The 24,180-nt window shown below is 58.9% G+C and carries 19 protein-coding genes; 12 read left to right on the top strand and 7 right to left on the bottom strand.

The genetic code is table 11. The features are described from left to right. Window positions 1–210 precede the first annotated feature (210 nt). On the bottom strand, window positions 211–2,304 hold the full coding sequence (locus tag ACWPW0_RS19990) for a TonB-dependent receptor family protein (protein WP_454256314.1): 2,094 nt from the start codon (window positions 2,302–2,304) through the stop codon (window positions 211–213). A 298-nt stretch (window positions 2,305–2,602) separates the two neighbouring features. Here ACWPW0_RS19990 and ACWPW0_RS19985 point away from each other — a divergent pair, with 298 nt between their 5' ends. From ACWPW0_RS19985 to ACWPW0_RS19970, 4 genes are all read left to right on the top strand, one after another. After that, window positions 2,603–4,357: a carbamoyltransferase family protein gene (locus tag ACWPW0_RS19985; RefSeq protein WP_454256313.1), complete on the top strand. Its 1,755-nt coding sequence runs from the start codon at window positions 2,603–2,605 to the stop codon at window positions 4,355–4,357. Continuing rightward, window positions 4,344–5,261: a glycosyltransferase family 2 protein gene (locus ACWPW0_RS19980; protein WP_454256312.1), complete on the top strand. Its 918-nt coding sequence runs from the start codon at window positions 4,344–4,346 to the stop codon at window positions 5,259–5,261. The genes ACWPW0_RS19985 and ACWPW0_RS19980 overlap by 14 nt, the downstream gene beginning before the upstream one ends. A 5-nt stretch (window positions 5,262–5,266) precedes the next feature. Beyond that, window positions 5,267–5,818, top strand: a complete 552-nt coding sequence (locus ACWPW0_RS19975) for a serine acetyltransferase (protein ID WP_447594404.1) — start codon at window positions 5,267–5,269, stop codon at window positions 5,816–5,818. 104 nt (window positions 5,819–5,922) lie between these two features. Continuing rightward, window positions 5,923–7,308 (top strand): hypothetical protein, encoded by a 1,386-nt coding sequence (locus ACWPW0_RS19970; protein ID WP_454256311.1) that lies wholly within the window; start codon window positions 5,923–5,925, stop codon window positions 7,306–7,308. A 12-nt stretch (window positions 7,309–7,320) separates the two neighbouring features. On the opposite strand, the gene ACWPW0_RS19965 is transcribed toward ACWPW0_RS19970, so the two are convergent. Continuing rightward, window positions 7,321–7,980, bottom strand: coding sequence for a lipopolysaccharide kinase InaA family protein (locus tag ACWPW0_RS19965; protein ID WP_454256310.1), 660 nt, complete (start codon window positions 7,978–7,980; stop codon window positions 7,321–7,323). Window positions 7,981–8,073: 93 nt separating this feature from the next. On the opposite strand from ACWPW0_RS19965, the gene msbA reads away from it, so the two are divergent. The 6 genes from msbA (at window position 8,074) to hldE (ending at window position 16,428) form a co-directional block, all read left to right on the top strand. Then, window positions 8,074–9,882, top strand: coding sequence for a lipid A export permease/ATP-binding protein MsbA (gene msbA, locus ACWPW0_RS19960; RefSeq protein ID WP_454256309.1), 1,809 nt, complete (start codon window positions 8,074–8,076; stop codon window positions 9,880–9,882). Further along, complete coding sequence (locus ACWPW0_RS19955; protein WP_454256308.1) at window positions 9,882–10,778, top strand: GNAT family N-acetyltransferase; 897 nt, start codon at window positions 9,882–9,884, stop codon at window positions 10,776–10,778. The genes msbA and ACWPW0_RS19955 overlap by 1 nt, the downstream gene beginning before the upstream one ends. 3 nt (window positions 10,779–10,781) lie before the next feature. Next, window positions 10,782–12,233 (top strand): PIG-L deacetylase family protein, encoded by a 1,452-nt coding sequence (locus ACWPW0_RS19950; RefSeq protein ID WP_454256307.1) that lies wholly within the window; start codon window positions 10,782–10,784, stop codon window positions 12,231–12,233. Continuing rightward, the gene (locus ACWPW0_RS19945; protein WP_454256306.1) at window positions 12,233–14,239 is read left to right on the top strand and encodes an acyltransferase family protein; all 2,007 of its coding nucleotides are present in this window, start codon (window positions 12,233–12,235) and stop codon (window positions 14,237–14,239) included. Before ACWPW0_RS19950 ends, ACWPW0_RS19945 begins: the two co-directional genes overlap by 1 nt. A 16-nt stretch (window positions 14,240–14,255) precedes the next feature. After that, window positions 14,256–14,903, top strand: coding sequence for an acyltransferase (locus tag ACWPW0_RS19940; RefSeq protein WP_447594391.1), 648 nt, complete (start codon window positions 14,256–14,258; stop codon window positions 14,901–14,903). A 103-nt stretch (window positions 14,904–15,006) separates the two neighbouring features. Further along, window positions 15,007–16,428 carry a bifunctional D-glycero-beta-D-manno-heptose-7-phosphate kinase/D-glycero-beta-D-manno-heptose 1-phosphate adenylyltransferase HldE gene (gene hldE / locus ACWPW0_RS19935; RefSeq protein ID WP_454256305.1) on the top strand — a complete coding sequence of 474 codons (1,422 nt, stop codon included), beginning with the start codon at window positions 15,007–15,009 and terminating at the stop codon, window positions 16,426–16,428. A 6-nt stretch (window positions 16,429–16,434) separates the two neighbouring features. Here hldE and ACWPW0_RS19930 read toward each other — a convergent pair whose 3' ends face one another. From ACWPW0_RS19930 to ACWPW0_RS19920, 3 genes are read right to left on the bottom strand one after another with little or no spacing between them, the layout of a single operon-like run. After that, window positions 16,435–17,340: a metal ABC transporter ATPase gene (locus ACWPW0_RS19930; protein ID WP_454256304.1), complete on the bottom strand. Its 906-nt coding sequence runs from the start codon at window positions 17,338–17,340 to the stop codon at window positions 16,435–16,437. Window positions 17,341–17,384: 44 nt separating this feature from the next. Further along, window positions 17,385–18,203 (bottom strand): aldo/keto reductase, encoded by an 819-nt coding sequence (locus ACWPW0_RS19925; RefSeq protein WP_454256303.1) that lies wholly within the window; start codon window positions 18,201–18,203, stop codon window positions 17,385–17,387. Beyond that, the gene (locus ACWPW0_RS19920; protein ID WP_454256302.1) at window positions 18,200–19,375 is read right to left on the bottom strand and encodes an NAD(P)/FAD-dependent oxidoreductase; all 1,176 of its coding nucleotides are present in this window, start codon (window positions 19,373–19,375) and stop codon (window positions 18,200–18,202) included. The genes ACWPW0_RS19925 and ACWPW0_RS19920 overlap by 4 nt, the downstream gene beginning before the upstream one ends. A gap of 110 nt (window positions 19,376–19,485) precedes the next feature. On the opposite strand from ACWPW0_RS19920, the gene waaA reads away from it, so the two are divergent. Then, window positions 19,486–20,760 carry a lipid IV(A) 3-deoxy-D-manno-octulosonic acid transferase gene (gene waaA, locus ACWPW0_RS19915; protein ID WP_454256301.1) on the top strand — a complete coding sequence of 425 codons (1,275 nt, stop codon included), beginning with the start codon at window positions 19,486–19,488 and terminating at the stop codon, window positions 20,758–20,760. Here waaA and ACWPW0_RS19910 read toward each other — a convergent pair. Continuing rightward, window positions 20,703–21,278 carry a metal-dependent hydrolase gene (locus ACWPW0_RS19910; RefSeq protein WP_454256300.1) on the bottom strand — a complete coding sequence of 192 codons (576 nt, stop codon included), beginning with the start codon at window positions 21,276–21,278 and terminating at the stop codon, window positions 20,703–20,705. The genes waaA and ACWPW0_RS19910 overlap by 58 nt on opposite strands. Beyond that, window positions 21,275–22,777 carry a histidine kinase gene (locus ACWPW0_RS19905; protein ID WP_454256299.1) on the bottom strand — a complete coding sequence of 501 codons (1,503 nt, stop codon included), beginning with the start codon at window positions 22,775–22,777 and terminating at the stop codon, window positions 21,275–21,277. Before ACWPW0_RS19905 ends, ACWPW0_RS19910 begins: the two co-directional genes overlap by 4 nt. A gap of 166 nt (window positions 22,778–22,943) precedes the next feature. Between ACWPW0_RS19905 and serB the strand changes: the two genes are divergently transcribed. Next, on the top strand, window positions 22,944–24,158 hold the full coding sequence (gene serB, locus ACWPW0_RS19900; RefSeq protein ID WP_447594375.1) for a phosphoserine phosphatase SerB: 1,215 nt from the start codon (window positions 22,944–22,946) through the stop codon (window positions 24,156–24,158). The last annotated feature ends 22 nt before the right edge of the window (window positions 24,159–24,180 follow it).

Genomic DNA, 24,180 nt, shown 5'->3' with positions numbered 1-24,180 from the left:
CCTCGGGCGTTTTTGCGGGGGCGCCTAGCCCCTTGCCTGGCTCTAATCCAGAAGATCGTAAACAGGCTCTAAGTCGTAGGGCGCGTGGCGTGCGCCAGCAGCTTGCTGTTTCTGGTTGTCTGATATGGGTCGCCAGCAAAGCCTAGGTAACGGGTTTTTCTGACACGCCAGCACCGCCGTTCCGCAGGTAGCTCGCGGTGTGCAGTTCGATCAGAAGCGATAGCTGGCGCCGGCGCCGGCATACCATGAACGCCCGGGTGCTGCTTCGTAGAAGCGCCCATTGCCATCCCCGACGATCACCGAGCCGACGTACTGGCGGTCGAACAGGTTGTCCAGGCGCAGGGTCTGGTGGGTGGTCCAGGGGCCAAGGTTCTGTTCGAAACGGGCACGCCAGTTGAATACGGCGTAGGCCGGTGCGGCCTTTTCGCTGTTGCTGTCCTCGACGTAAACCTGGCTGCGGTACTGACCTTCGATGGCGGTACTCATGCCCTCGCGGGGTTGCCAGTTCAGCTCGGCGAACAGGCTGGTGCGCGGTACGCCCGGCAGGTTGTTGCCACTGTCGATGATCTTGTTGCCAGCTCTGAAGCTCGAATCGTAGACCGCCTGCAGGTAGGTGTAGGCCAGGCTGGCGCTCCACTGCTCGCTGAGCTGGCTTTGCAGGCCCAGCTCGAAACCTCGGCGTTGGGTGCGGCCGGCATTCTGGTAGGTGGTGCGTCCGCCGGTGTTGCTGGAGACGACGATTTCATCGTCGGTATCGATTTGGAACAGTGCGGTATTGAGGCGAGTGTTGCCGCCCAGCAGGGCCTTGAGGCCGATTTCATACTGGGTGCTGGTGGACGGAGCCAGGTCGTAGTTGAAGCCAGTGGCGGGTGAGGGCGCATAGGCCAGCTCGCCCTGGGTAGGTGTCTCGAAGCCCTTGCCGGCACTGATATAACCATTCAGCTCGGGTGTGAAGGCATAGCCGACACTGAGCGTCGGCGTGGCTTTCTCGTAGCGGCGCTTGCCGCTTTCATCGCCATTGTTCAGGTAGTGGTCGTCGACATCGATCTGTACGGTGCTGTAGCGCAGGCCGCCCTGCAGGGTCCAGTCGCCGAGCTTCCAGGTGGCCTGGGCATAGGGGTCGAGGCTGGTGACCGTATCGATCTCGTCGCGACGCAATGCGCCTTTCACGCCGAGCTGGTTGCCGCTGAAGTTCTCGTAACCCCTGCGGTCGTCGCGGCTCTGGTCGTAGTCGAGGCCGACTACCAGGTCGACCGTACCCAGTGGCTGTAGCCAACGCAGGCTGCCGCCATGGAAGTCGCGGTCGAAGTCGATCACGCCGCCGTTATGGCTGGCCGGGTTCTGTGCTGCCCGGGGGATGGCCTGATACTGGACGACGCTGCGCCGCCCCGCGTAGGCATTCACCTGCAAGGTGCCCGAGCCGATATGGCGTTCGTAGTTGGCGCCTAGCTGTTGGTGGTCAATGCTCTTGCGCGTGTTGTAGGTCAGGGCGTTGATGTTGACCGAGCGCGGGTCGGCCTTGTAGGCCTCCCAGGCCTGGCCGAGGGGATCTTGCGTGCCGTTCTGCTCCAGGCTGCTGTAGATCAGCGCCAACCGGCTGTCGTCGTCCGGGAGCAGGTGCAGCTTGGCGAACGTCTGGTCGCGGCGGGCCGAGCTGTGGTCACGATAGCCGTCGGTGTCGAGACGGGACGCATCGAGGATAAAGCCGGCCTTGTCGTTACCGCCCTCGGCGTTAAGCCGATTGCGGCGCAGGCCATCGCTGCCGAACAGCGTCTGCGCACCGACAGTGGGGGCACCCTGACCATCGCGGGAAAACAGCTGAATAACGCCGCCGGCGTTGCTGCCGTACAGGGCCGAAGCCGGGCCGCGCAGCACTTCGATACGTTCGGCCGTATCCAGGTTGAACGTCGCGGCTTGGCCCTGGCCATCAGCGGTGCTGGTGGGAATGCCGTCGGTGATCAGCTTGATCCCGCGCACGCCAAAGGCCGAGCGGGCACCGAAACCGCGGGAGGATATCTGCAGGTCCTGGGCGTAGTTCTGACGATTCTGTACGACCAGGCCTGGCACCCGGTTGAGCGCCTCCGAAGCATTGATGCCCAGTTGGCCGTCGCGGATCTGCCGTCGATCGACGCTATCGACGGAGAACGGCTGATCGAAACTGGAGTCTGCTGAGCGGGTGCCGGTGACAACCATCGGGTCGAGGGTCAGTGATGTCTCGGCAGCCACGGCTGAGTTGGCAATCGCCAGGGCAAGCAGGCTGAAGGGTAGCGTCCGAAGGCTCGGCAAGGTCGTTGTGCGGGTCATTTTTCTTGTCTATTTCAGGGGGCGCCGTACGGTATAACCAACCCGACACGGAAACGCACGCATAAATACTGCGACATAAACTCGCACTGTTATGGGGCGAGTTGGCATGTTAAGCGTACGGCGTCAGGCCACGAACAGCGTAATTGAGCCGTCCGATGCCTGGTGTGTGTGCCGGATTACCTTCGCTTCCAAGCAATGGCTATAATCCCCGCCTTTGTTTGGGCGTATTCGGCCATTGGCCGAGCGCTTTCCATTTCCTGGGGTGGCTGCGCTGCCCACAGTTGTAAGAGGCTTTCCCGTGGCATTGACCATTCTCGGCCTGTCCGGCGCACTCAGTCATGATCCATCCGCTGCCCTGTATATCGATGGCAAGCTGATCGCGGCTGTTGAAGAAGAACGCTTTGTGCGCGACAAACACGCGAAGAACCGCATGCCCTACGAGTCGGCCAAATTCTGCCTGGAGCAGGCCGGCATCAAGCCTTCCGATGTCGACGTGGTGACCATTCCATTCGCCCCGATCAGCCTGTTCGGCAAGGCCCGCTGGCACTACGCCAAGCGCTACTGGTACGCGCCGGATCGCGCCCTCGATGCAATCCTGATGGGTAACCGTCGCTACAAGCGCTACCGCAAGAAGATCGTCTGGTGCCTGGAGCAACTGGGTTTCGACGCCAAGAAGATCAAAATCGAACCAGTCGAACATCACCTGGCTCACGCGGCCAGCGCCTACCACTGCTCGGGCTTCACCGAGAAGACCGCGGTCATGGGCATCGATGGCAAGGGTGAGTACGCCACCACCTTCTTCGGCTATGGCGAGAACGGCAAGATCCACAAAATCAAGGAGTTCTACGATCCGGATTCGCTCGGCGGCCTGTATGGCGCGATCACCGAGTTCCTCGGTTTCGAGATGCTCGACGGCGAGTTCAAGGTCATGGGCATGGCGCCCTATGGCGATGCCGCCAAGTACGATTTCTCGCGTTTGGCCAAATTCGAGAACGGCGAGCTGACCATCAACACCGATTACGCCAACGTCATCGGCTTTCGTCGCTACAAGGAAAACGGCAAGGGCTACTACTTCTCGCCCAAACTGATCGAATGGCTGGGGCCGAAGCGCCAGGGCGATATCGCCGATGACCCGTACATCCACTACGCCGCCAGCATGCAGGCATTGTTCGAGAAGCTGGCGCTGGAGATGATGGAGTACTACCTCGGCGACATCATTCGCGAGACTGGCAAGATCGCCTTCGCTGGCGGCTGTGCGCTGAACGTCAAACTGAACCAGAAGATCATCGCCCGTCCAGATGTGAAGGAGCTGTTCGTCCAGCCGGCATCTGGCGACGCCGGCACCTCGGTTGGCGCTGCCGCCTACGTCTCGCACCAGCGTGGCGTGCCGGTGGAGAAGATGGAGCACGTCTACCTCGGCCCTTCGTACTCCAACGAAGACGTGATCGCCGCCTGTGCTCGTCACCCGAGCCAGCCGGTGTGGAAGAAGATCGACAACATGCCGCAGCGCATCGCCAGGATCATGGTCGATGCCAACCCGGTGGCCTGGTTCCAGGGCCGCATGGAGTTTGGCCCGCGTGCCCTCGGCGGTCGCTCGATCATTGGTTGCCCGAGCGTTGCCGGCGTGGCCGACCGAATCAACGAACAGATCAAGTTCCGCGAGCGCTGGCGCCCCTTCTGCCCGTCGATGCTCGACACCGTCGGCCCGCAGATGCTCAAGGTCGACCACCCGAGTCCGTTCATGACCTTCACTTTCGAAGTTAACGAAGAGTGGAAGACCCGCGTTGGCGAAGTGGTGCATGAGGATGGCACTTCACGCGCCCAGGTACTCAAGCGTGAGTACAACCCGCGCTACTACGACATGATGCTGGAGCTGGAAAAACTCACCGGCAATGGTGTGTCGTTGAACACCTCGCTCAACCGCCGCGGCGAGCCGATGATCTGCTCACCGACCGATGCGCTGAACATGTTCTACGGCTCGGACCTGCAGTACCTGATCATGGAAGACGTTCTCGTGGTCAAGGATGGGAAGGATTGGTATGACAATGTCTGAGGTTTTGATCTCGGTTGTCATTCCAGCCTACAACTACGCCAAAACATTGCCTCGAGCGGTTGAATCAGTGCTCGTGCAGTTGGACGGGCAGTCTGAATTGATTGTCATTGACGATGGGTCGACCGATAACACTCCTCAGGTTATTGGTGAACTACAGCGTGCTAACCCGGCTAAGTTTCACGCATTACGCCAAGAGAACGCTGGGCTTGCAGCGGTTCGCAATAAGGGTATCGATGAAGCTCGTGGAGAGTATCTGGTCTTCCTGGACGCTGACGACGAAATGGTGGCTGGCGCTCTAGAGCTGCTCAAGCAGCATATAGTCGCCAAGCCAGATACTCGCCTTGTCATAGGTGGCCATATTTCGGTCCATCCTGATGGTCGAGAAAGCCTGCATGAGGCTGATCCACTACCTGACACCCCTTTGGGCAGAGTAAAGGGATATTTGCTGGACAAGACCTTGAGCGTGTCGAATGGCGCTTGTGCTATGCATCGGGAGGTTTTCTCTTCCGGGCGATACCCTGAGAACTTTCGTAATGCAGAGGACATACCGGTATTTGCTCAAGTGTTTGCCCGTTATCGCTGTTCAGTACTTAATAAGCCGTTAGCGCGTATTCACAAATATGATGACAGTCTGCGTCATAACCTGAGCTACAGCGTGCAAGTCGGTGCTCGCCTGGTTGATGAGGTTTTTGATAGTGGCCGCCTACCTGCCTCGATGCAGTTTCTGAGGCGCGCGTTTACTGCGCAGCGTTACTTGTCGCTCTTTCGTTCCTTTTTCACGGCTGGTGAGGCGAGTAAAGCGCGAGAGTTCTATCTTTTGGCGTTGAAGGCTGATTGGCGTGCTGCATTGCGTTGGTCTTATACCCGTAAAGCCGTCAAGCTCTGGTTGAGATCAAGCAGGTAGATATCATGGATAGCGCCATGCAGCGGAAACCATTGAAATACTATTGGCTTGTCGAAATCCTGGGGGGGGCTGACAAGCGCTTTTCCTGGTTGCGCTTGTGGCGTCGTGTTCGGCGCAGCCGTTCTTCTCATTTTCTCTTTTGGTTTCGCCTCTCTGAGCACTTGGCTTTGCAACGTAATCGCATGTTGAAGTCTCTGGCCAAGGGGATCAACAACAGTCTTATTCGGCGACATGGAATTGAGATCATGCTGGGGGCGATTATTGCTGAAGGACTGACACTCAGTCATATGCAGGGTATCGTGATTTTCAAGAATGTGGTTATTGGCCGTAATTTCACCATTCGACAGAATACGACTATTGGTACTGACTTCAAAAGTGAAGCGCTATTGGTCATTGGAGATAATGTCGATGTAGGGGCGAATAGTTGCATCATTGGCAGTGGTATTTCTATTGGTGACAATGTCACGCTTGGCGCAATGAGCTTTGTTAATAAAGACATCCCTTCGGATCATGTCTATATGACCGAGAAGAAGTCGAGACTTTATTCGAAGCTATAGTGTTTCCCGGATTAGCTAAAAGGTTTTTTGTGCGGGCTATTATTATTTCTATTTCTCGGTATGTAGTGTCGTTCCCTGTGCGGTGCGCGTTCATGTGCAGCTTGATGCTGTCGTTGATTGCGATTATGGGGGTGGTGACTATTGGTAAGGATGCGGCATTTTATCTGGATATCGCCCGTCAAGTCTCTGAGCACGGAGTGTCCGTTGCTAATGAGCGGTTCAACTGGCCCGCATTTATTTTTCTATTGGCAGGTACGCATACTATTACCGGATTGCCCCTTGAATTGGTGGCCTATCTATGGTGCGCGCTCTTCATGGCGGGTACTTGTGCGCTCATAGTCGACGCTGTTCGTCGGCAAGTACCGCCTGCTGCTGGTTGGGCTTTCCTTGTTGTACTGGCTATACCAGCTTTTAATCAATTCCGTAGCGATATCATTCGGGAGTTCGGGTTCTGGTTTTTCAGCGTTCTTAGTATATGGCTTGCCCTGCGCTGGCGGGAGCGCCCAGGATTTTGGCGTGCCATATCCATTCATGGCGCCATTTTTGGCGCTGCTTTGTTCCGGCTTGAGGCTGTGGCGCTACTCATTGCATTGGTGCTCTGGCAACTGCCTGGTTTGAAAAGTCGAGAAGGGCGTTGGAATGCTGCGCAGTTATGGGGAGTGCCATTCCTGGTTGTGTGCTGTGGTATGGCCTACATCGCTTGGCACGGAGGGTTGTCTTCTACGCGCATGGCCTATTATTTGGGTTTGATTACTCCTGGCCGGGTGTTGGAGTCTTTCAGGGTTTTTTCTGAGCAGTTCGGTAATAGCATGACCTACAAGTACTCTAGGGATGCGGCGGGGCAAATTATTTTCTTCGGAATGCTGGCTGTTGTTTTGATCAGATTTGCCAAACTTTGTGGTCCATTTGTAATTCCCTTTTTCTACCGGGGTGGTTGGCAGGCGCTGAATGTTTATCGCAAGAAATTTTCTCTGTTCGCGTATGCCGCTATTCTATACCTGTTGGTGTTGATGTTGTTCTTCGTGAGAGAGCAATTCATTAATTCACGTTATCTTAGTTTCCTTAATTTGCTTGCGGTGCCGATGTTGGCGGTAGGGACGATGCTTTTTGCTGAGCGCTTTCCGCGTTTTGGCAAGTGCTTAGTTGTAATTGCCTTGCTGGTGATGCTTAGTAATGTTCTCTCTTTTGGAGCTAAGAAGACTCATTATGTTGAGGCAGGGCGGTGGGTGGCCGAGAATGTTGCGGCTGATGCACTGGTTTACTATGAGGATTCGCGTATTGCTTATTATGCCGGGCGTGGGTATCCGTTCATTGTGATTGGGTCTCAGCAAGCAATGAGTGAGGCTCATGCACATGAGTATGGCTACTTTCTAATAGAGGCTAACGGGGACGAGCCTTGGCTTGGCGAGTGGCTGACGAAGCATGACAAGCGCGTGTTGGCAGCGTTTACCAATCGCAAGGGGGAGCGGGTTCTGGCTATTGGGGATTAACCCTTTCGCTATTCATGCGCTCTGGCCGGCTGAGGCAAGTGCTTTTTCAAGAGTGCTGACTTCGAGATTTTTGCTCTGCTGATGGTAACCTTCGACGAAGGAGCCAAATTCACGACTTTGAAGCCATTGGCGGTCCTGCTTATCGCGGAAGATATGCCGAAGATTACGTAGTCGCATCCACTGGCCGAGGCTGCGCCTTTTGATTTTCAGGTCCGCGATGTCAATCAGCCCCAATTCACCCTGAGGGGTGAGGACAATATTCCCCAAGTGGGCTGAGCGAAAGTAGATGCCACTGTCGTGCAGTTGGGCTATGAAGCTGCCGAGTTTATTGTGCAAGTCCTTAGGGCATTTTTGGGGCGGCTGGCGTAATTGGCGTAGGGTCAGCCCAGCGAGCGGTCGGTAATGCACGATGTCGCGCTGCAGCTGCGTTTGGCGATAAACGCCGATAATGCTTGGGCAGGGAACGCCTTTCTTGGTAAGCCCACGGGCGTTGCTGGCGAAACGCTGAGCGTAAGGCCATAGCGCTGCAGATGAAATCAGACGTTTGCGTCGAAACAGCTTGATAAAATTACCGTCGCTCAAGTGCAGCACTTTATCACCGAAGCCGTCTGACTCCAGTACCGTGGCGCCTTTCACCAAGCTCCGATAGCGGTCTTCGTCAATGTATTCCATGCTGGAGATCCTCATTGGGGGTGGGGATTTTATCGGGTCTTGTGTGCTTTGTGGCCGTGATACACTTTGCAGCCGCCAAGAAGGGTTCGATCCATGAGTCAATCATCCGAGCAGTCGTCAAGTCTGAAGGTTTATTTTCGCCTGCTTACCTACGTGAAGCCTTATATCGGAATCTTCCTAGTCAGTATTCTGGGCTACATAATTTTTGCTTCTACTCAACCCATGCTTGGCTACATGCTGAAGTATTTTGTTGATGGCTTGGCTGACCCCCAAGCAAGCCTGTTTCCTACTGTCCCTTTTCTGAAAGATCTGCATTTACTGCAGGCGGTTCCATTGCTGATTATTCTGATCGCTGCATGGCAGGGGTTGGGTTCTTATCTAGGTAATTATTTTATTTCCAAGGTCTCCTTTGGGCTAATTAATGATTTGCGTCTTGCTTTATTCGACAAGCTGCTGGTGTTGCCCAACAGCTACTTTGACCAGAACAGCTCAGGGCATCTGATTTCCCGGATCACATTCAACGTGACAATGGTTACCGCAGCTGCCACTGATGCGGTGAAAGTAGTCATCCGAGAGGGGATGACGGTTCTTTTTCTATTCGCCTCTCTACTCTGGATGAACTGGCGCTTGACCTTGGTCATGGTTGCTATTCTGCCGGTTATTGCCTTTATGGTGAGCAGTGCCAGCAGGAAGTTCCGCAAGCAAAGCAAGAAGATCCAGATGGCCATGGGCGACGTCACGCATGTTGCTTCTGAAACGATTCAGGGCTACCGGGTAGTCCGCAGTTTTGGAGGAGAGGATTACGAGCGCAAACGTTTCGAGGAGTCGAGTGTCAGTAATACCAACAAGTTTTTACGCATGACCAAAACGGCTGCGATATACACGCCTATGCTGCAGCTTGTTATTTACTGTGCCATGGCAGCGCTCATGTTTCTGGTTCTGCTGATGCGTGGCGAGTCCTCAGTTGGCGATTTGGTTGCCTACATCACTCTGGCTGCCCTGTTGCCCAAGCCGATCCGGCAGTTATCGGAGGTCAGCTCCACGATCCAGAAAGGTGTGGCAGGAGCCGAGAGCATTTTTGAACAGCTCGATGCGGTACCTGAGGTTGATCTTGGTAGCGTAGAGCGGGAGCGTGTCGATGGCAGGCTGGAGGTTCGCAACCTGAACTTCCAATATCCAGGGAGTGATCGTCCGGTCCTTCAGAATGTCAGTTTCTCAGTGGAGCCGGGGCAGATGGTTGCCTTGGTAGGACGCTCCGGTAGTGGCAAGTCGACCCTGGTCAGTCTAATCCCGCGTTTCTATCAGCATGCCGAAGGCGAAGTGCTGCTGGATGGTGTAGGTGTTGAGCAATACACCCTGCGCAACTTGCGTCGCCATATCGCCCTGGTTACTCAACAGGTCACACTTTTCAACGATAGCATTCGCAACAACATTGCCTATGGTGACCTGGCGGGAACGCCACAGGATGAAGTCAGGCGCGCAGCGGAGTCGGCCTATGCAGCAGAGTTTATCGACAGGCTGCCGCAAGGCTATGACACGCAGGTCGGGGAGAACGGGGTACTGCTTTCCGGTGGACAGCGGCAGCGCCTGGCTATTGCTCGGGCGCTTCTGAAGAATGCCCCGGTGCTGATTCTGGATGAGGCGACCTCGGCCCTTGATACCGAGTCGGAGCAGCATATCCAGGGTGCGCTGGACGAGGTGATGAAGGGGCGCACCACGCTGGTGATCGCTCATCGCTTGACCACGATAGAAAAGGCGGACCTGATTCTGGTCATGGACCAAGGGCAGATTGTCGAGCGTGGTACGCACATCGAATTGCTGGCGATGAATGGTTACTACTCGAGGCTGCATGCCCGGCAGTTCGAGGATGATGTCGACGTGGCGGTGGAGCCGAATGCTTGATGCTGAGCCATCTTCGTATATGGCGTGAGCAGGGGTGGACGCCAATTGATGCTTGCACCTATGCCGAGGCCTGGCAGCGCTTTGGTGGCAGTGTTGCTACTCATCCGGAGGTGCTGGAGCGTCTAGCTGGCTTGGCCGGTATTCCTGTGCGTTATCTGGGGTGGCTGGTTGATGGTGAGCTGAAGGCCGCTCTGCCTACTTGGGGAAGACATCTTGCATTGTCCAAGGATGTGCTCAAGCGCCAGGGCAAGCGAGGTTTGTTTGACTTGGGCAATGCTGAAGTCATCATTCCGATCGCTGAGGAAGCGCATGTGCCCGTGCGCCACCGCATGCGTTATGTGTCTGCGCTGAATGCAGGGCGTATCACGACGTTGCAAGTACAGTCTGAAGGCTTGGCCTTGGCTCGTGAGCCTGAGGAGTACAGCAAGAAGTTCCGCTACAACCAACGTAGAGAACAGCGGCTGCTCGAGGAGGCAGGCGGTATTATTAGATCCATGCAAGAGTTGAGCGCTGCTGAGCAGGCGCATATTTATGCCGATCTGTTCCGGCGCCGCTGGGGATTCGAGGCTGCAGGCGTGAAGCACTTGCAAGATGTATTCGGTCTCTTGCGGGAGTTCATGACGGGCTCTCTGATCTACTTGGGAGAAGAGCCTGTTGCCATTCAGATTCTTTACCGCGTGGAAGCGCCGAAGTGGCTCAGTGTCGAATATATCAATGGGGGGGTTGATCCACGTGGGCGCGATTTCAGCCCGGGTAGCGTATTGAGCTATGTGAACACGCAGCAGGCATGGTCGGATGCGCGCGCGTTGGGTAAGCCTCTACGATATTCCTTCGGGCGGGCTGATCGTGAATACAAGGATCGGTGGTGTAGCCGAGTTGCGGTTTACCGAGTTTGAAAAATGAATGGACGCAAGCAGCTTCTATTGAGGCGCCATCGGCGCAATAAACGGCTACTGCTATCGATTGGCCTGATTGCTACCTTAGGCCTGGTCGTCATATGCGGAAGCTGGTGGGTTGTCCCAGTTTTGTTCTCGGTGGGGTGGATTGCCCACGAGGCCTGGTTCTCCGACCATCTGTTTTACTCCCCCCACGATGACTATATCTATCGCTTTCCCGAGGGGACGCCGAAATTCGATGTGTATCTCGGTCAGGGAAGCATTCGGGTTGAGGGTGACTGGCAGCCTGCCGATACATTGATTCTTGAGTTGACTATCCGCAGCAGTTGGCTGGGTCGCTGGGTCGATCCCTACGTGATCATAGGCTGTGACCGTCAGGACTTCGAGCGTGGTGTACAGGGGCGTCGCTACCTGAATCTGTCTGGGCAAGGGGCTGAGCTGGCCTTCGGCACTCTTGCTGTGCATGGGCGCCTCTGTAGTCTTTCTGAGCATGCTGTCCTGCATGTTTTTCGACAGCCTGATTTTTCTCAGCAGAGTTTGATGGTCATTGCGCCGCATGCCGATGATGCTGAGTTGGCTGCGTTTGGGTTGTACCGTGCTGCATCTGACGTGAGTGTCATCACGTTGACCCAGGGCGAAATCGAGGCTGATGCCTATAAACGGTTTGGTCTGAATGGAGTGCAGGCGGCGCGGCTCAAAGGACGTTTAAGAGCCTGGGACAGTCAGGCCATTCCCTTGTGGGGAGGGGTTCCACTGCATCGCTGTGTGCAGCTTGGCTACTACTGTCTTCAGTTGCCCCTGATGGCGGGTCGCCCCGAGCAGGGATTCGGCTCGCGCGAGTCAGGTGAAAGTGATATCCGCACGGTTCGCCGATACAATCCGCTGACCCTGCCCGCTGATGGCGATGGTGTGCCGAGTTGGTGCAATCTTGTAGCAGACCTAGCCGCTTTGCTTGAGCATTTTCAGCCTGAGGTGCTGGTTACGGCCCACCCTGAGCTGGATCCGCATGGTGATCATGTCGCTGCGACACAGGCATTATGCGAGGCTGTCCAGGCTAGTACCTGGAAGCCGCAGACGCTGCTGCTGTATGCCAACCATTTACATGATAATGATCGCTGGCCGATGGGCCCTGCCGGTGGCGGGGTCGCCTTGCCGCCTGCGATCGAGGCGTTGCCGGCCGATGGTTTGTGGAGCCTTACGCTGAGCGCGGAAGCGCAGATGGACAAGGCCATGGCTCTGGGAATGCAGCATGACCTGCGTGAGCCTTTGTCGGCCAAGAAGCGATTCCGGCGTCTGCTCCAGCGCCTGTTGGCCGGGCGATGCTGGCCGGCTACGGGCGAGGATGAGTTCTTTCGCAAGGCGGTGCGTCGGCACGAGCTTTTCTGGGTGCGCGAATTGCCTGCCAACGGCGGCAAACAAACAATAGCAGAGCAATCCTCTACAGGGTCCGCATAGTGTCAGGGAAAACAGCTGCATCGACTGGCCAGGCATTTCGGCCGGATATCAATGGTCTCCGGGCGTGGGCCGTGGTGGCTGTGGTGCTCTATCACTTTGGGGTGCCTGGCATTACAGGTGGATTCGTCGGTGTTGACGTGTTCTTTGTCATCTCCGGGTTCCTGATGGCCGGCATCATTGTGCGTGGGCTGGAGCGACGGAGCTTCTCTTTGTGGCAGTTCTATCTGGCGCGGGCCCGGCGGATCATTCCCGCATTAGCCGTGCTGGTCGCTGTTGTGCTGTTAGTCGGCTGGTTCATTCTCATGCCGCGTGAGTACCAGACGCTGGGCGGGCATGCCCGGGAAAGCCTACTGTTCACGTCGAACCAGCGCTATCTGAGCGAAGCTGGCTATTTCGATAGCGCCTCGCACGAGAAGTGGTTGTTGCATACGTGGTCCTTGTCCGTCGAATGGCAGTTCTATCTGGTCTTGCCATTGGTATTGCTGCTCGCCTGGAAGCTGCGTCCTGCCCGTACGTCGCAGGTGGCTGTTCATCTCCTGATCCTGCTGGGCTCATTGCTGGCGTGCCTAGTGCTGACGCGCAGCGATCCAGTCAAGGCGTTCTACATCCTGCCGACCAGGGCATGGGAGTTACTGGCGGGTGGGTTGGTGTTCTTCTGCGTCAATCGTATCGACCTGGGGGGGCGCGGGCGTCGCCTTCTCGAAGGCGTAGGCCTGGCCCTGATCATCCTGGCTATCGTGCTGTTCGATATGTCCTCGGTATGGCCGGGTTGGCGTGCTGCCGTGCCGGTGCTGGGAGGCTGTCTGGTTATCCTGGCCCAGCGAGAGTCGTCGCTCTTTACCGGCTCGCCGGTGGCGCAGTGGCTAGGCGAGCGCTCTTATTCGATTTACCTCTGGCACTGGCCTCTGGTTGTAGGGTTGGTGTATCTGGAGCGTGCCGGCGACCCGCTCTGGATCGCTGGTGGGCTCCTTGTCACCGTGCTGCTGGGGCACATGTCTTTCCGCTGGGTTGAACGGCCCAGTCAGCGTTACCTTTCCAGATGCTCGACCAGGCGTGCGCTTACCAGTCTGATCATATTGCTGCTGATCGTGATCGTGGCTGCTCAGGTGGTGAGGCGCAACGGTGTGCCGAGCCGTCTCCCGGAAGCCATTGCGTCGATTGAGGCTGAGCGGCAGAACCGCAACCCGCGCCAGGATGAATGCCTCTCGGCTGACTCCAGCTGTATCTACGGGGGGGAGAAGGTCGAGGCGATTCTGCTCGGCGATAGTTATGCCGATGCGGTGGTGACCGCCTTCCAGGCTGCCGTGCCTGCCCCTGACATAGGCATCTACTTCAAGGGTGAGAGTGCCTGCCTGATCGTCTTTGGGGCGCGCTCACAACGCGGCGTAGAGGATGCTTGCTCGCGTCTGCGTGAGCAGTTGAAGGCTTCGTTGGCGACGACCTGGCCGGATAAGCCGGTTGTCATCGTCAACCGAACCTCCTTCTATGCCTTCGGTGGTGTGGCCGGCGATACGGAGCAGCCGCCCGGGCGCCCTCTGGTCGATTTCAGCACGCATTACGCGACGCCCGAACCGGCGTTTCTAGCAGAGTTCCGTCAGGAATATCTGGCAACGGCTTGTGCTATTGCGGCGACTCGACCGCTCTACTTGGTTCGTCCGATCCCGGAAATGCATGAGTCGGTGCCCAATGCGATGGGGCGCGCATTGCTGTTGGGCAAGGAGAAAGTCATTGCGGTATCTCGGGCCGATTATGAGCAGCGCAACCAGTTCATCTGGCAATTGCAGGATGAAGCGAGCAAGCAGTGCGGTGTGCGTATTCTCGATCCGCTGCCCTATCTGTGCGATGAGAAGTTCTGCTACGGCAGTAAGTCGGGGCGCCCTCTTTACGCGGACGGCACTCACTTGAGTGAGCACGGTAATCGGCTCCTGGTGCCCATGTTCGAGAAAGTGTTTCAGGCCAATGCCTCTGAGGCCGTTCTACCCGTAGAGCCGGCGGTTCATCAGTGATGCGAGTGAGGTGTACATGTTCGAGCGCGTTTATCTGCAGGTGCGTCACTGGGTTTACAAGAACCGTTTCAAGCTCAAGAAAGGCAGCGAGTTGCAGTTGCCCGCCAGCGCTGCGCGGTTATTGAAGAAGACAACGATAAAGCTGGCCGGACGCAATAATCGGCTAGTCATTGGCGAAGGGGCGCAGATCAATCATTGCGAGATTCGTCTGGATGGAGAGAACAACCTGATCGAGGTCGGTGCGAATGTGCGTTTCAGTTCCGGCAAGATCTACCTGCGCGATACGAGCGGGCAACATATCCGTATTGGTGCCGACACTACGGTTGAGGGGGCCTACTTGCTGGTCGACGAAGCGGCGAGTATCGATATTGGCTGCGATTGCATGTTGTCCACCGGCATTCTGATTCGAGTGGGTGACAAGCACTCGATTCTCGATGCGCAGACGGGAGAGCGGATCAACCAGGCGCGTGATGTACGGATCGCTGACCGGGTGTGGATTGGGCGTGATGTGCAGATACTCAAGGGAACGGTGGTGCACCAGGAGTCAGTGGTAGGTACGAGAGCCGTCCTGAACTCGGCGTTCACCGAGGGTAACTGCGTCGTTGCGGGAATGCCGGGACGCATTGTGCGTCGAGGTATCCGCTGGGACCGCGATCTTCTATGAACTGCCCTCGCCGGCTTTGGGCCCCTTGCTTGTACTGTGGCCAATAAAGGTGTGTTTTCTTGCGTGATATGATTTACAGCGTTTTTGCCATCCCGGAGTTCCCATGAAACTGTCCATGCCCCGTTATGACCAAGCCCCCGTCCTTGTGGTGGGTGACGTCATGCTCGATCGCTATTGGCATGGCGGTACGTCGCGCATTTCTCCGGAGGCACCGGTGCCGGTGGTGCGAGTCGAGCAGATCGAGGATCGCCCGGGGGGCGCCGCCAACGTCGCACTGAACATCGCGGCGTTGGGCGCCCCGGCCACGCTGATCGGCGTGACCGGGGATGACGAGGCCGCTGAGAGTCTGCGCGACAGCCTGGCTGGTGTTGGTGTGCAGACCTGTTTCCAGCGTATCGATGACCAGCCGACCATCGTCAAGCTGCGGGTCATGAGCCGCCATCAGCAGCTGCTGCGAATGGACTTCGAAGAATCCTTCAATACCGACACTGAAGCGCTGGCTCGTGAAGTCGAGCGCCTGCTGTCCGGAGTCAAAGTTCTGGTGTTGTCCGACTATGGCAAGGGCGCACTGAAGAATCACCAGGTGCTGATCCAGGCCGCACGCGCCAAGGGCATTCCGGTGCTTGCCGATCCCAAGGGCAAGGACTTCTCCATTTACCGTGGCGCCAGCCTGATCACGCCCAACCTGCATGAGTTCGAGGCCATCGTCGGACGCTGTAATGATGAGGCCGAGCTGGTCAGCAGAGGCGCCAAGCTGATGCGCGAGCTGGACCTTGGCGCGCTGCTGGTAACCCGCGGTGAGCATGGCATGACTCTGCTACGCCCCGAGCATGCGCCGCTGCATCTACCAGCGCGTGCCCGCGAAGTATTCGACGTCACGGGGGCTGGCGATACGGTGATTTCCACCTTGGCAGCGTCGATTGCTGCAGGGGAAGAGCTGCCACAGGCGGTGGCACTGGCCAATCTGGCAGCGGGCATCGTGGTGGGCAAGCTCGGTACGGCGGCAATCAGCGCTCCTGAACTGCGCCGCGCCGTACAGCGTGAGGAAGGTTCCGAGCGCGGCGTGTTGAGCCTCGATCAACTGTTGATCGCTATCGAAGATGCCCGCGCCCATGGTGAGAAGATCGTCTTCACCAATGGCTGCTTCGATATTCTCCACGCCGGCCACGTGACCTACCTGGAGCAGGCACGCGCCCAAGGTGATCGCCTGGTGCTGGCGGTCAATGACGATGCGTCGGTCAGCCGCCTGAAAGGGCCGGGCCGACCGATCAACTCCGTGGACCGTCGCATGGCCGTGCTGGCCGGTTTGGGCGCCGTGGATTGGGTGGTGAGCTTCAGCGAGGACACACCGGAGCGCCTGCTCAAGCAGGTGCAGCCGGATATCCTGGTGAAGGGCGGCGACTATGGTGTCGAGCAGGTCGTGGGTGCCGACATCGTCAGGGCCTACGGTGGTGAGGTTCGCGTCCTCGGCCTGGTGGAGAACAGCTCGACCACCGCCATCGTCGAGAAAATCCGGGGCAAGTAGCGGCTCTCAGCCCGCCATGCGGCGGGCTTCATCTTCGACCTGAACCAGGCGCGCCATCCAATCCTTCCAGCGAATGCGCTCGTCGCGCACCAGCCAGCCGTCCTGCTCGGCAAAACTTTCCGATAGCCATATTCCGCGTGTGCTGGCCGGTTTCAGGCTACCTTGCTTAAGGGTCAACAACTCTCCATTCGGGCGGCCATCCTGCAGGGGTAGCAGGTAAAGGTCGGGGCGGCGACGATCGAGTCGGGCTACCAGAGCACCCTCTTCCAGGCACTCGTCGACATGGAACAGGCTGGGTAGGCGACAGTCCTTGGGTAGCTCCAGACCCAGGTCATACACCAGTTGTAATGAGGCGGTGGGCAGGTGCACATAGGCCCGGGGCCGCTCCATCAGCATCAGGTTGCCGCATTGTACCGGGCGGGCCGAGCCGGATAGAGGGTTGAGCCGGAAATGGCTGGTTTCTCGATAGCGCAAGGCGGAATGGTAAGGCGTCGGCAGCCAGGTTTCGGCGAAGCGCCCGCCAAGCCAGCCATCGGCGGTTTCGATGAGGCACTCCTCGGCGACCTCCTGAATGGCGGTGAGCAGGGGCAGGTTCAACTCATGAGCCGGGACATAGCCGGAAATCAGCTTGAGAACCACATCGCCCCGGTCAGGTCGGCGCTGGCGAACCAACACCCAGTAATCATGCCCTTGCCAGCTCAAGGTAAGGCGCACTGACACCCCGAGATTGGCCAGCTCTGCACTGAAATGCTGGCTGTCTGCTATCTCCATCGGTCGACGTCGCTCCAGTAATTGAGCGAAATTTATTGGCAAGCCAGTGCTGTGGTAGTTGAGGCCATCCGTCCGGGCTTCGACCTTTACGGGCAGGGTTTTGAAAATGCCAGGGGCTTTGCGGGCGAGAAGTCTCGGCATGGCAGTTCCTTCGTCGGGGCTGGTCGCTTGCGGCCAGCGGCAAACTACTGGGGACTTGCAGTGTAGCCCTGGAGTACTGCTGCCGCGGTCGCGACATTCGCCGCAAGATGTTGCGGATTGATAGTGCCAACGATGGCGCTGCCGACTCCAGGATGGGCAAACAATAATTCGAAACTGGCGCGCACGGGGTCCCGTCCGTCACTCAGGCAGGCATGCCCGCTGGCCAGGGCCTTCTTGATGAGAATGCCCTTGCCATGGGCGGCAGCATAATCGATCACCGCACGCTCGCCCTGCTCGGCGAGGTTGTAGGTGACCATGGCGCAGTCGCCTTGCTCTAGCGCCAGCAGGCCGCCGGCAACAGTCTTGCCGGACAGGCCGAAGGCGCGGATCTTGCCAGCCTGCTTGAGCTCGGCCAGGGCCTGGTAGAGGCTACCGTCCTGCAGGATGGCCAGGTCGTTGCCGTCCGAGTGCACCAGCAGCAGATCAATGCAGTCGGTCTGCAGGCGCTTCAGGCTGCGCTCAACGGAGAAGCGCGTATGGGCCGGTGAAAAGTCATGCCGCGACAGACCGTTCTCGAACTCTTCGCCCACCTTGCTGACGATGATCCAGTCCTGGCGTTGCCCCTGCAACAGCGGCCCGAGACGCTGTTCGCTGAGCCCATAGGCTGGAGCCGTATCGATCAGATTGATGCCCAAGTCCCGCGCCTGAGCCAACAGGCTGCGGGCACTGGCATCGTCAGGAATGGTGAAGCCGCTGGGGTACTTCACGCCCTGGTCACGGCCAAGTTTGACCGTTCCCAGGCCCAGTGGCGATACGATCAGGCCGGTACTGCCGAGTGGACGATGCAGGCCATGCAGGCTCATGGCAGCAGCTCCTCCCAGACAGGTCGAGCCAGCGGCGGACGGGGCAGGCCCTGCGTCACGCTCGCATTGCCGGGGCGAATGCCGTCACGCGCCAGGGCGGCCAGCACACGGTCACTGAAGTCCGGCGCCAGCGCCAGCTTGGTGGGCCAGCCAACCAGCAGCCGGCCTTGTTCGGCGAGAAAGGCATTATCCGGGCGGACCAAACCGGACTGCGCCGGCTCGGCACGGTTCACGCGCAGAGTGGCCCAGCACACACGGGAAAGGTCGAGCCAGGGCAGCAAGGTTGCGACCTCCTGCTGGGCGACCTTGATCTGCTCGGCTTCATCACGGGCCACACCATCGGCTTCGGCAAGGTCGCCGCCGAGGTACCAGACCCACTGACCATCGGCGCCTGGGTGTGTGGTTACGGTAATCCGCGGCTTCGGCCCGGCACCCAGGCAGTGGGCATACAGCGGCTTCAGCTCCGGCCCCTTGGCCAGCACCATGTGCAGGGGACGCAACTGCTGTTGCGGTTGATCAATACCGAGGGCTGCGAGCAGGTCGGCATTACCCTGGCCGGCACTGAGCACGATGCGTTGGGCGCGAACTTCACGGCCATCCACGCGCAATCCGATCAGCTCTCCCGACTCATGCAGTGGCTCGATCTGTTGCGCGGCAAGCAGGCTTTCTCCGGCCAATTCGGCCAGGCGAGTCACCAGGCTGGGCACGTCGACTACCAGCTCCGCCAGACGGTAGACCTTGCCCTTGAAGCGCGGATGCTGCAGCGCGGCAGGCAGTTGCTCGCCCTTGACCTGGTCGACCCGGCCGCGCATGGCCTTGCTGGCGAAGAAACTGGTGATATTGCCCGCGAGGCTGCCCGGCGACCATAGGTAGTGCGCGTCGGAGAGCAGGCGTACGCCGCGCAGGTCCAGCTCGCCAGTACCGTCCAGAGCCTTGCCCCAGCGTCCCGGCATGTCGGCGATGGCCTCGGACGCGCCGGTCAGAGCGCCGTGCAGGGCGTATTTGGCGCCGCCATGGATGATGCCCTGGGATTTCACGCTCTGTCCGCCGCCCAGGCTGGCGCTTTCTACCAGTAGAGTAGAGAAACCCTGCTGGTGCAGGCGCGCATTGAGCCAGAGGCCGGCAACACCGCCGCCAACGATCAGGACATCAGTAGAGAGAGCTTGAGGCATGCAAAGGGCTCGCTAAAAGACTGGCGAGCAGTATAACCCGCCGCTCTACAGCGTTTGGCAAGAGCGTATCGGGTACGCTTGGGAATGGGGCTTTGCTAAGCTGCGCGCCCATGAACCGACACCTTTATACCCTGCTGCTGCACCTGCTCTTGCCCATCATCGTCCTGCGCCTGTTCTGGCGGGCCTGGCGGTCGCCTGCCTACGGGCGCCGGATTGGTGAGCGCTTCGCCTTCGGCCTGCCACCGATGCGCCAGGGCGGGATCTGGGTTCACGCTGTTTCGCTTGGTGAAAGCATCGCCGCCGCACCGTTGATTCGCGAGCTGCTAGCGCGTTATCCGCATCTACCAATCACTGTCACCAGCATGACGCCCACCGGCTCCGAGCGCATCCAGGCACTGTTTGGCGAACGCATTCAGCACTGTTATCTGCCGTACGATCTGCCTTGGGCCTGTACCCGCTTCTTTCGCCACGTACAGCCGCGCCTGGCGGTGATCATGGAAACCGAGTTGTGGCCCAACCACATTCATCAATGTGCAAAACATGGTGTGCCGGCAGCACTGGCCAATGCGCGGCTTTCCGAGCGCTCGGCGCGTGGCTATGCGCGATTCCATAAGCTGACTGCACCGATGCTGGCGGAGTTGTCACTGATCGCCGCGCAGACCGACGTGGAGGCCGAGCGCTTTCGCCAACTGGGTGCGCGGGACTCGTGCGTCCAGGTGACCGGCTCGATCAAGTTCGACTTGAGCGTAGATGCTGAGCTGCCACGACGTGCGACGGCTTTACGTCAGGAATGGTCGGCTACGGAGCGTCCGGTCTGGATTGCCGCCAGCACTCACGCGGGCGAGGATGAGGTTGTCCTTGCCGCACATCGCCGGTTGCTGGTCGACTATCCGCAAGCGCTGCTGATTCTGGTTCCTCGCCATCCGGAGCGCTTTGTTGCGGTCTTCGATTTGTGCCAGCGTGAAGGTTTCAGCACGGTCCGCCGCTCGCGTGGCGATGCTGTAACAGCGCAGACCGCGGTTCTGCTTGGCGATACCCTGGGCGAGCTGCTGTTTCTCTATGCCTTGGCCGACCTGGCCTTCGTCGGCGGCAGTTTGGTGGAAAATGGTGGCCACAATCTGCTGGAGCCTGCCGCACTGGGCAAGCCACTGCTAAGCGGTCCGCACCTGTTCAACTTCCTCGAGATTGCTGCCCAGTTGCGCGCGGCAAGCGACCTATTGGAAGTGAGCGATGCAGAGATGCTTTATCAGCATTTGGCGAATCTGTTTGGAGAGCCTGACAGGGCTCAGCAGATGGCTGCAGGTGGGTTGGCGGTGTTGCAGGCCAATCAGGGTTCGCTGGAACGGTTGCTGGTAGGTCTGGAGCTGCTTCTGGCTAGAGAGTGAGCGAATCTGCGCAGCCCCATGCCAGCGAGCGCGAGCAGCAGGCAGGGCCACCAGATCCAGCGTGCTTCCGAGAGCAATACCTCAATACCACGCTGGGTGAAGAAACCGTGAATGAATGGCGAGACTTCGATAGGGCGCCAGGGCAGGAAGAAGCGTTGTTCGCTCCATGGCCATAGCCAGGCAACGCCCAGGCCACCGTCGGTGGCGGCATCCAGCAAGCTGTGCGAGGCAACGGCCAGGCTGATCCAGCTAAATGCCTTGAGCGGGCCGCAACCCAACAGGCGGCATGCGAGAGCGGCGAAGGTGCCGCACAATCCAGCGAACAGCAATGAATGGCTGAAGCCGCGATGGCCGAATGCATCGGCATAGGCAATGCCGAGCTTGAAGGCGAGGACGTCGGCGTCCGGGAGCAGGGTGAACAGCAGGCCGACGAACAGCAGGCGTGGGGGGATGGTACGTGCGCCCAGAGCCAGTCCCACTGCCAGCAGCGGCAGTGGGTGAGTGATCAGGGTGGTCATGCCTGGCTGTCGTGCATGCGCGCCAGTTGGCGCTCCAGCAGGGATGGATAGGGTTCCAGCAGGCGCTCTACGCAACTGGCCCCTTCCGGGCTGGCAATCGGGCGGATGCGTGCCCGCTGGCGCACCAGGCTGTCGTCGGCAATCGCGCGCTGCACCAGCAGCAGATTGCGGCTGTGCTGGGACAGGGCCAGGGCATCCTGGGCGGCCTCACTGAGTAGCAGATCGGCCTGGCTGGGCGCGACCAGTTCCTCGCAGGCGGTCAGGCCCAGCTGCAACTGCAGGGTGATGCCGCTGTCAGCCACCTCGATCTGCAGGGCATGGCTCAGCGCTCGCAGCAGCTCGCCGCAGCACAGTGCATGGGTCAGGTAGTCTTCGCCGCTACGTTCTGTGCCGAACAGCAACAGACTGCTGCCGTCATTGAGGGTGTAGAGCGTGCCCTGGTAAAGCGCGGCAGCCTGATCCAGGCAATCCCGGTAGCGTTGTAGCAAGTCGAGCAGGCGTGTGCGGGGCAGATGGCGCAGTTGTTCCTGGGCGCCAAGCTGGATGGCCAGGACTGCACTGCGGCCTGGCTCACGGGGTGGTGCCGGCGGGATGATGGGCGCTTGCGCAAAGTCTTCGTCATGCTCGTCACGCAGATCGGCAAATGGGTCGTCGTCGTGATCGGCTGCGCGTGCAGGGCGGTCCCAGTGTTGATCGTCGTGAGCGTCGTCAAACTCCGGGTCGTGCTCATCGAAGGATGAGGGTTCTTCGGTGAAGTCGTCGGCGTAATCGTCACTATAATCGACGGGCTCCGGTTGCGGCTTCTCGGGAACCAGGCGTGCCTGTAACTGGCGCGCAAGGTCGCCGATCTCGTCCTGGCGGCCAGCACCGGGGGCGGGATCGTCGGGATCACGTAGCCATACGCGCAACTGCAGGATGGGCGTGGAAATGTAGCGACCAAGGCGCAGGCTGAGCGAAAGGGTCAGGGCCAGAAGAATCAGACTCAGCAGCCCCATGCTTTGCAGGCTGATGGTCATTGGTTGCTGGAACTGCTGCATGTCGAGGCTGATCTGCAACTGCCCGGCCATCACTTCCTGGAAGGTGATCTGGGTCGAGTAAAGGCCGTCGTTGTCGCCGCCAAGCAGGCTTTGGCTCGGTCGTGAGCCGGCTTCGGCAAGAATGCGATTGTCCACGCTGTAGATCGCGGCATGGGCGACCAGCGGATTTTTCACCAGGTTGCTGAGCAGCACGTTGAGGCTGAGGATGTCGTTGGACACCAGCAGCTCGGTCGCCGACGCAGCAGTTTGTACGATTAGGCTCTGGCCCAGCGCATCGGCTTGTTGCTGCATGGCCTGCTTGAACTGCATGCCCATCACCCAGGCATAGATGACCAGCGCCAGCGCTACTAGAAGCAGGCTGTGGCTGGCAATCCGCAGGGCCAGAGGCACGCGTCGCTGACGCAGGGCATGAAACAGCAGGAGGAAGAAATTATCGGGTTTGACCTGAGCGGGCCGGTTCACAGAGCGCGGCTCTTCTTGAATGGAATTGCCGCGCAGTATAACCAGCGGCCTTGGGCGGGCAAAGCGCCGTACACGCCCCCTCATCGGTGAAACTGGTTAGAATGTGCGCCTTTTCATGGGCTGATGGGCCTATGTCGACTTTACATGCGAGTCTGGAGTGAACGCCTTGCGCGAAATCGTCCTGATCAATATCACCGGGGAAGATCGCCCGGGACTGACTGCGGCCGTCACCGGTGTGCTGGCCCAGGGTGGTGTGAACATCCTCGATATCGGCCAGGCGGTGATTCACGACACCCTGTCGTTTGGCATCCTGGTTGAAATTCCCGATACCGAACAAGCCTCCTCGGTACTCAAGGACGTGCTGTTCACGGCGTATAAGCTGGACCAGCAGGTGCGCTTCACACCGGTTTCCGAATCGGACTATCAACAGTGGGTCGGTGGCCAGGGCAAGCCGCGCTACATCGTCACCCTGCTGACCCGCAAGGTCACTGCCGAGCAATTGCAGCGGGTCAGTTCGATCACCGCCAAGTACGGCCTCAATATCGACCATATCGATCGTCTGTCCGGGCGTATGCCATTGGACATGCCGGACGATCAGGGCAAGGGCTGTATCGAGTTTTCAGTGCGCGGCGAACCGGCTGACGCGGCGGCGCTGCAGGCCGAGTTTCTCAGCGTGGCCCAGGAGCTGAACGTCGACATTGCGTTCCAGCGCGACTCGCTGTTCCGCCGCAACCGTCGCCTGGCCGTATTCGACATGGACTCGACGCTGATCGAGGCGGAGGTCATCGATGAGTTGGCCAAGGCCTATGGTGTGGGCGAAAAGGTCTCCGAGATCACCGAGCGGGCGATGCGTGGCGAGCTGGATTTTCGTGCCAGCTTCAAGGAGCGCATGGCGCTGCTGCAAGGCTTGCCGGAAACCGTGCTGGCCGATATCGGCGCCTCGCTGCGTTTGACCGAAGGCGCCGAGGTGTTGTTCGCTGAACTCAAGCGCCTGGGCTACAAGACGGCAATCCTGTCGGGCGGCTTCAGCTATTTCGCCAAGCAACTGCAGGCCAGGCTGGGCATCGATTACGTATTCGCCAACGAGTTGCAGATTGTCGATGGCAAGGTCACTGGCGTGGCGGTTGAGCCCATCGTCGATGCTCAGCGCAAAGCGGACCTGCTGCGTGAATTGGCGGCCAAGGAAGGATTGCGTCTGGAGCAGACCATTGCCGTCGGCGATGGCGCCAACGACTTGCCAATGCTCGCGCTAGCCGGGCTCGGAGTGGCATTCCGGGCCAAGCCGCTGGTCAAGCAGTCGGCAAAGCAGGCGATCTCTACGCTTGGGCTGGATGGCATTCTCTATCTGCTGGGCTTCCGCGATCGCGATGGCCGCGACTGAGCCGTTGAGCAGACATAAAAAA

This window comes from Pseudomonas sp. Marseille-Q8238, from assembly GCF_965111915.1.
Note: the sequence above shows the minus strand (reverse complement) of the source record. Positions and strands in the feature narration are given on the sequence as shown.

Excerpts from the sequence above, each read along its gene's own strand:
- msbA (WP_454256309.1), top strand. The coding sequence starts at position 8,074 with ATGAGTCAATCATCCGAGCAGTCGTCAAGTCTGAAGGTTTATTTTCGC.
- ACWPW0_RS19955 (WP_454256308.1), top strand. The coding sequence starts at position 9,882 with ATGCTGAGCCATCTTCGTATATGGCGTGAGCAGGGGTGGACGCCAATT.
- waaA (WP_454256301.1), top strand. The coding sequence starts at position 19,486 with ATGAACCGACACCTTTATACCCTGCTGCTGCACCTGCTCTTGCCCATC.
- ACWPW0_RS19975 (WP_447594404.1), top strand. The coding sequence starts at position 5,267 with ATGGATAGCGCCATGCAGCGGAAACCATTGAAATACTATTGGCTTGTC.
- ACWPW0_RS19950 (WP_454256307.1), top strand. The coding sequence starts at position 10,782 with ATGAATGGACGCAAGCAGCTTCTATTGAGGCGCCATCGGCGCAATAAA.
- ACWPW0_RS19930 (WP_454256304.1), bottom strand. The coding sequence starts at position 17,340 with ATGCCGAGACTTCTCGCCCGCAAAGCCCCTGGCATTTTCAAAACCCTG.
- ACWPW0_RS19970 (WP_454256311.1), top strand. The coding sequence starts at position 5,923 with ATGCTGTCGTTGATTGCGATTATGGGGGTGGTGACTATTGGTAAGGAT.
- ACWPW0_RS19980 (WP_454256312.1), top strand. The coding sequence starts at position 4,344 with ATGACAATGTCTGAGGTTTTGATCTCGGTTGTCATTCCAGCCTACAAC.
- ACWPW0_RS19940 (WP_447594391.1), top strand. The coding sequence starts at position 14,256 with ATGTTCGAGCGCGTTTATCTGCAGGTGCGTCACTGGGTTTACAAGAAC.
- ACWPW0_RS19920 (WP_454256302.1), bottom strand. The coding sequence starts at position 19,375 with ATGCCTCAAGCTCTCTCTACTGATGTCCTGATCGTTGGCGGCGGTGTT.
- hldE (WP_454256305.1), top strand. The coding sequence starts at position 15,007 with ATGAAACTGTCCATGCCCCGTTATGACCAAGCCCCCGTCCTTGTGGTG.
- ACWPW0_RS19910 (WP_454256300.1), bottom strand. The coding sequence starts at position 21,278 with ATGACCACCCTGATCACTCACCCACTGCCGCTGCTGGCAGTGGGACTG.
- ACWPW0_RS19925 (WP_454256303.1), bottom strand. The coding sequence starts at position 18,203 with ATGAGCCTGCATGGCCTGCATCGTCCACTCGGCAGTACCGGCCTGATC.
- ACWPW0_RS19965 (WP_454256310.1), bottom strand. The coding sequence starts at position 7,980 with ATGGAATACATTGACGAAGACCGCTATCGGAGCTTGGTGAAAGGCGCC.
- ACWPW0_RS19990 (WP_454256314.1), bottom strand. The coding sequence starts at position 2,304 with ATGACCCGCACAACGACCTTGCCGAGCCTTCGGACGCTACCCTTCAGC.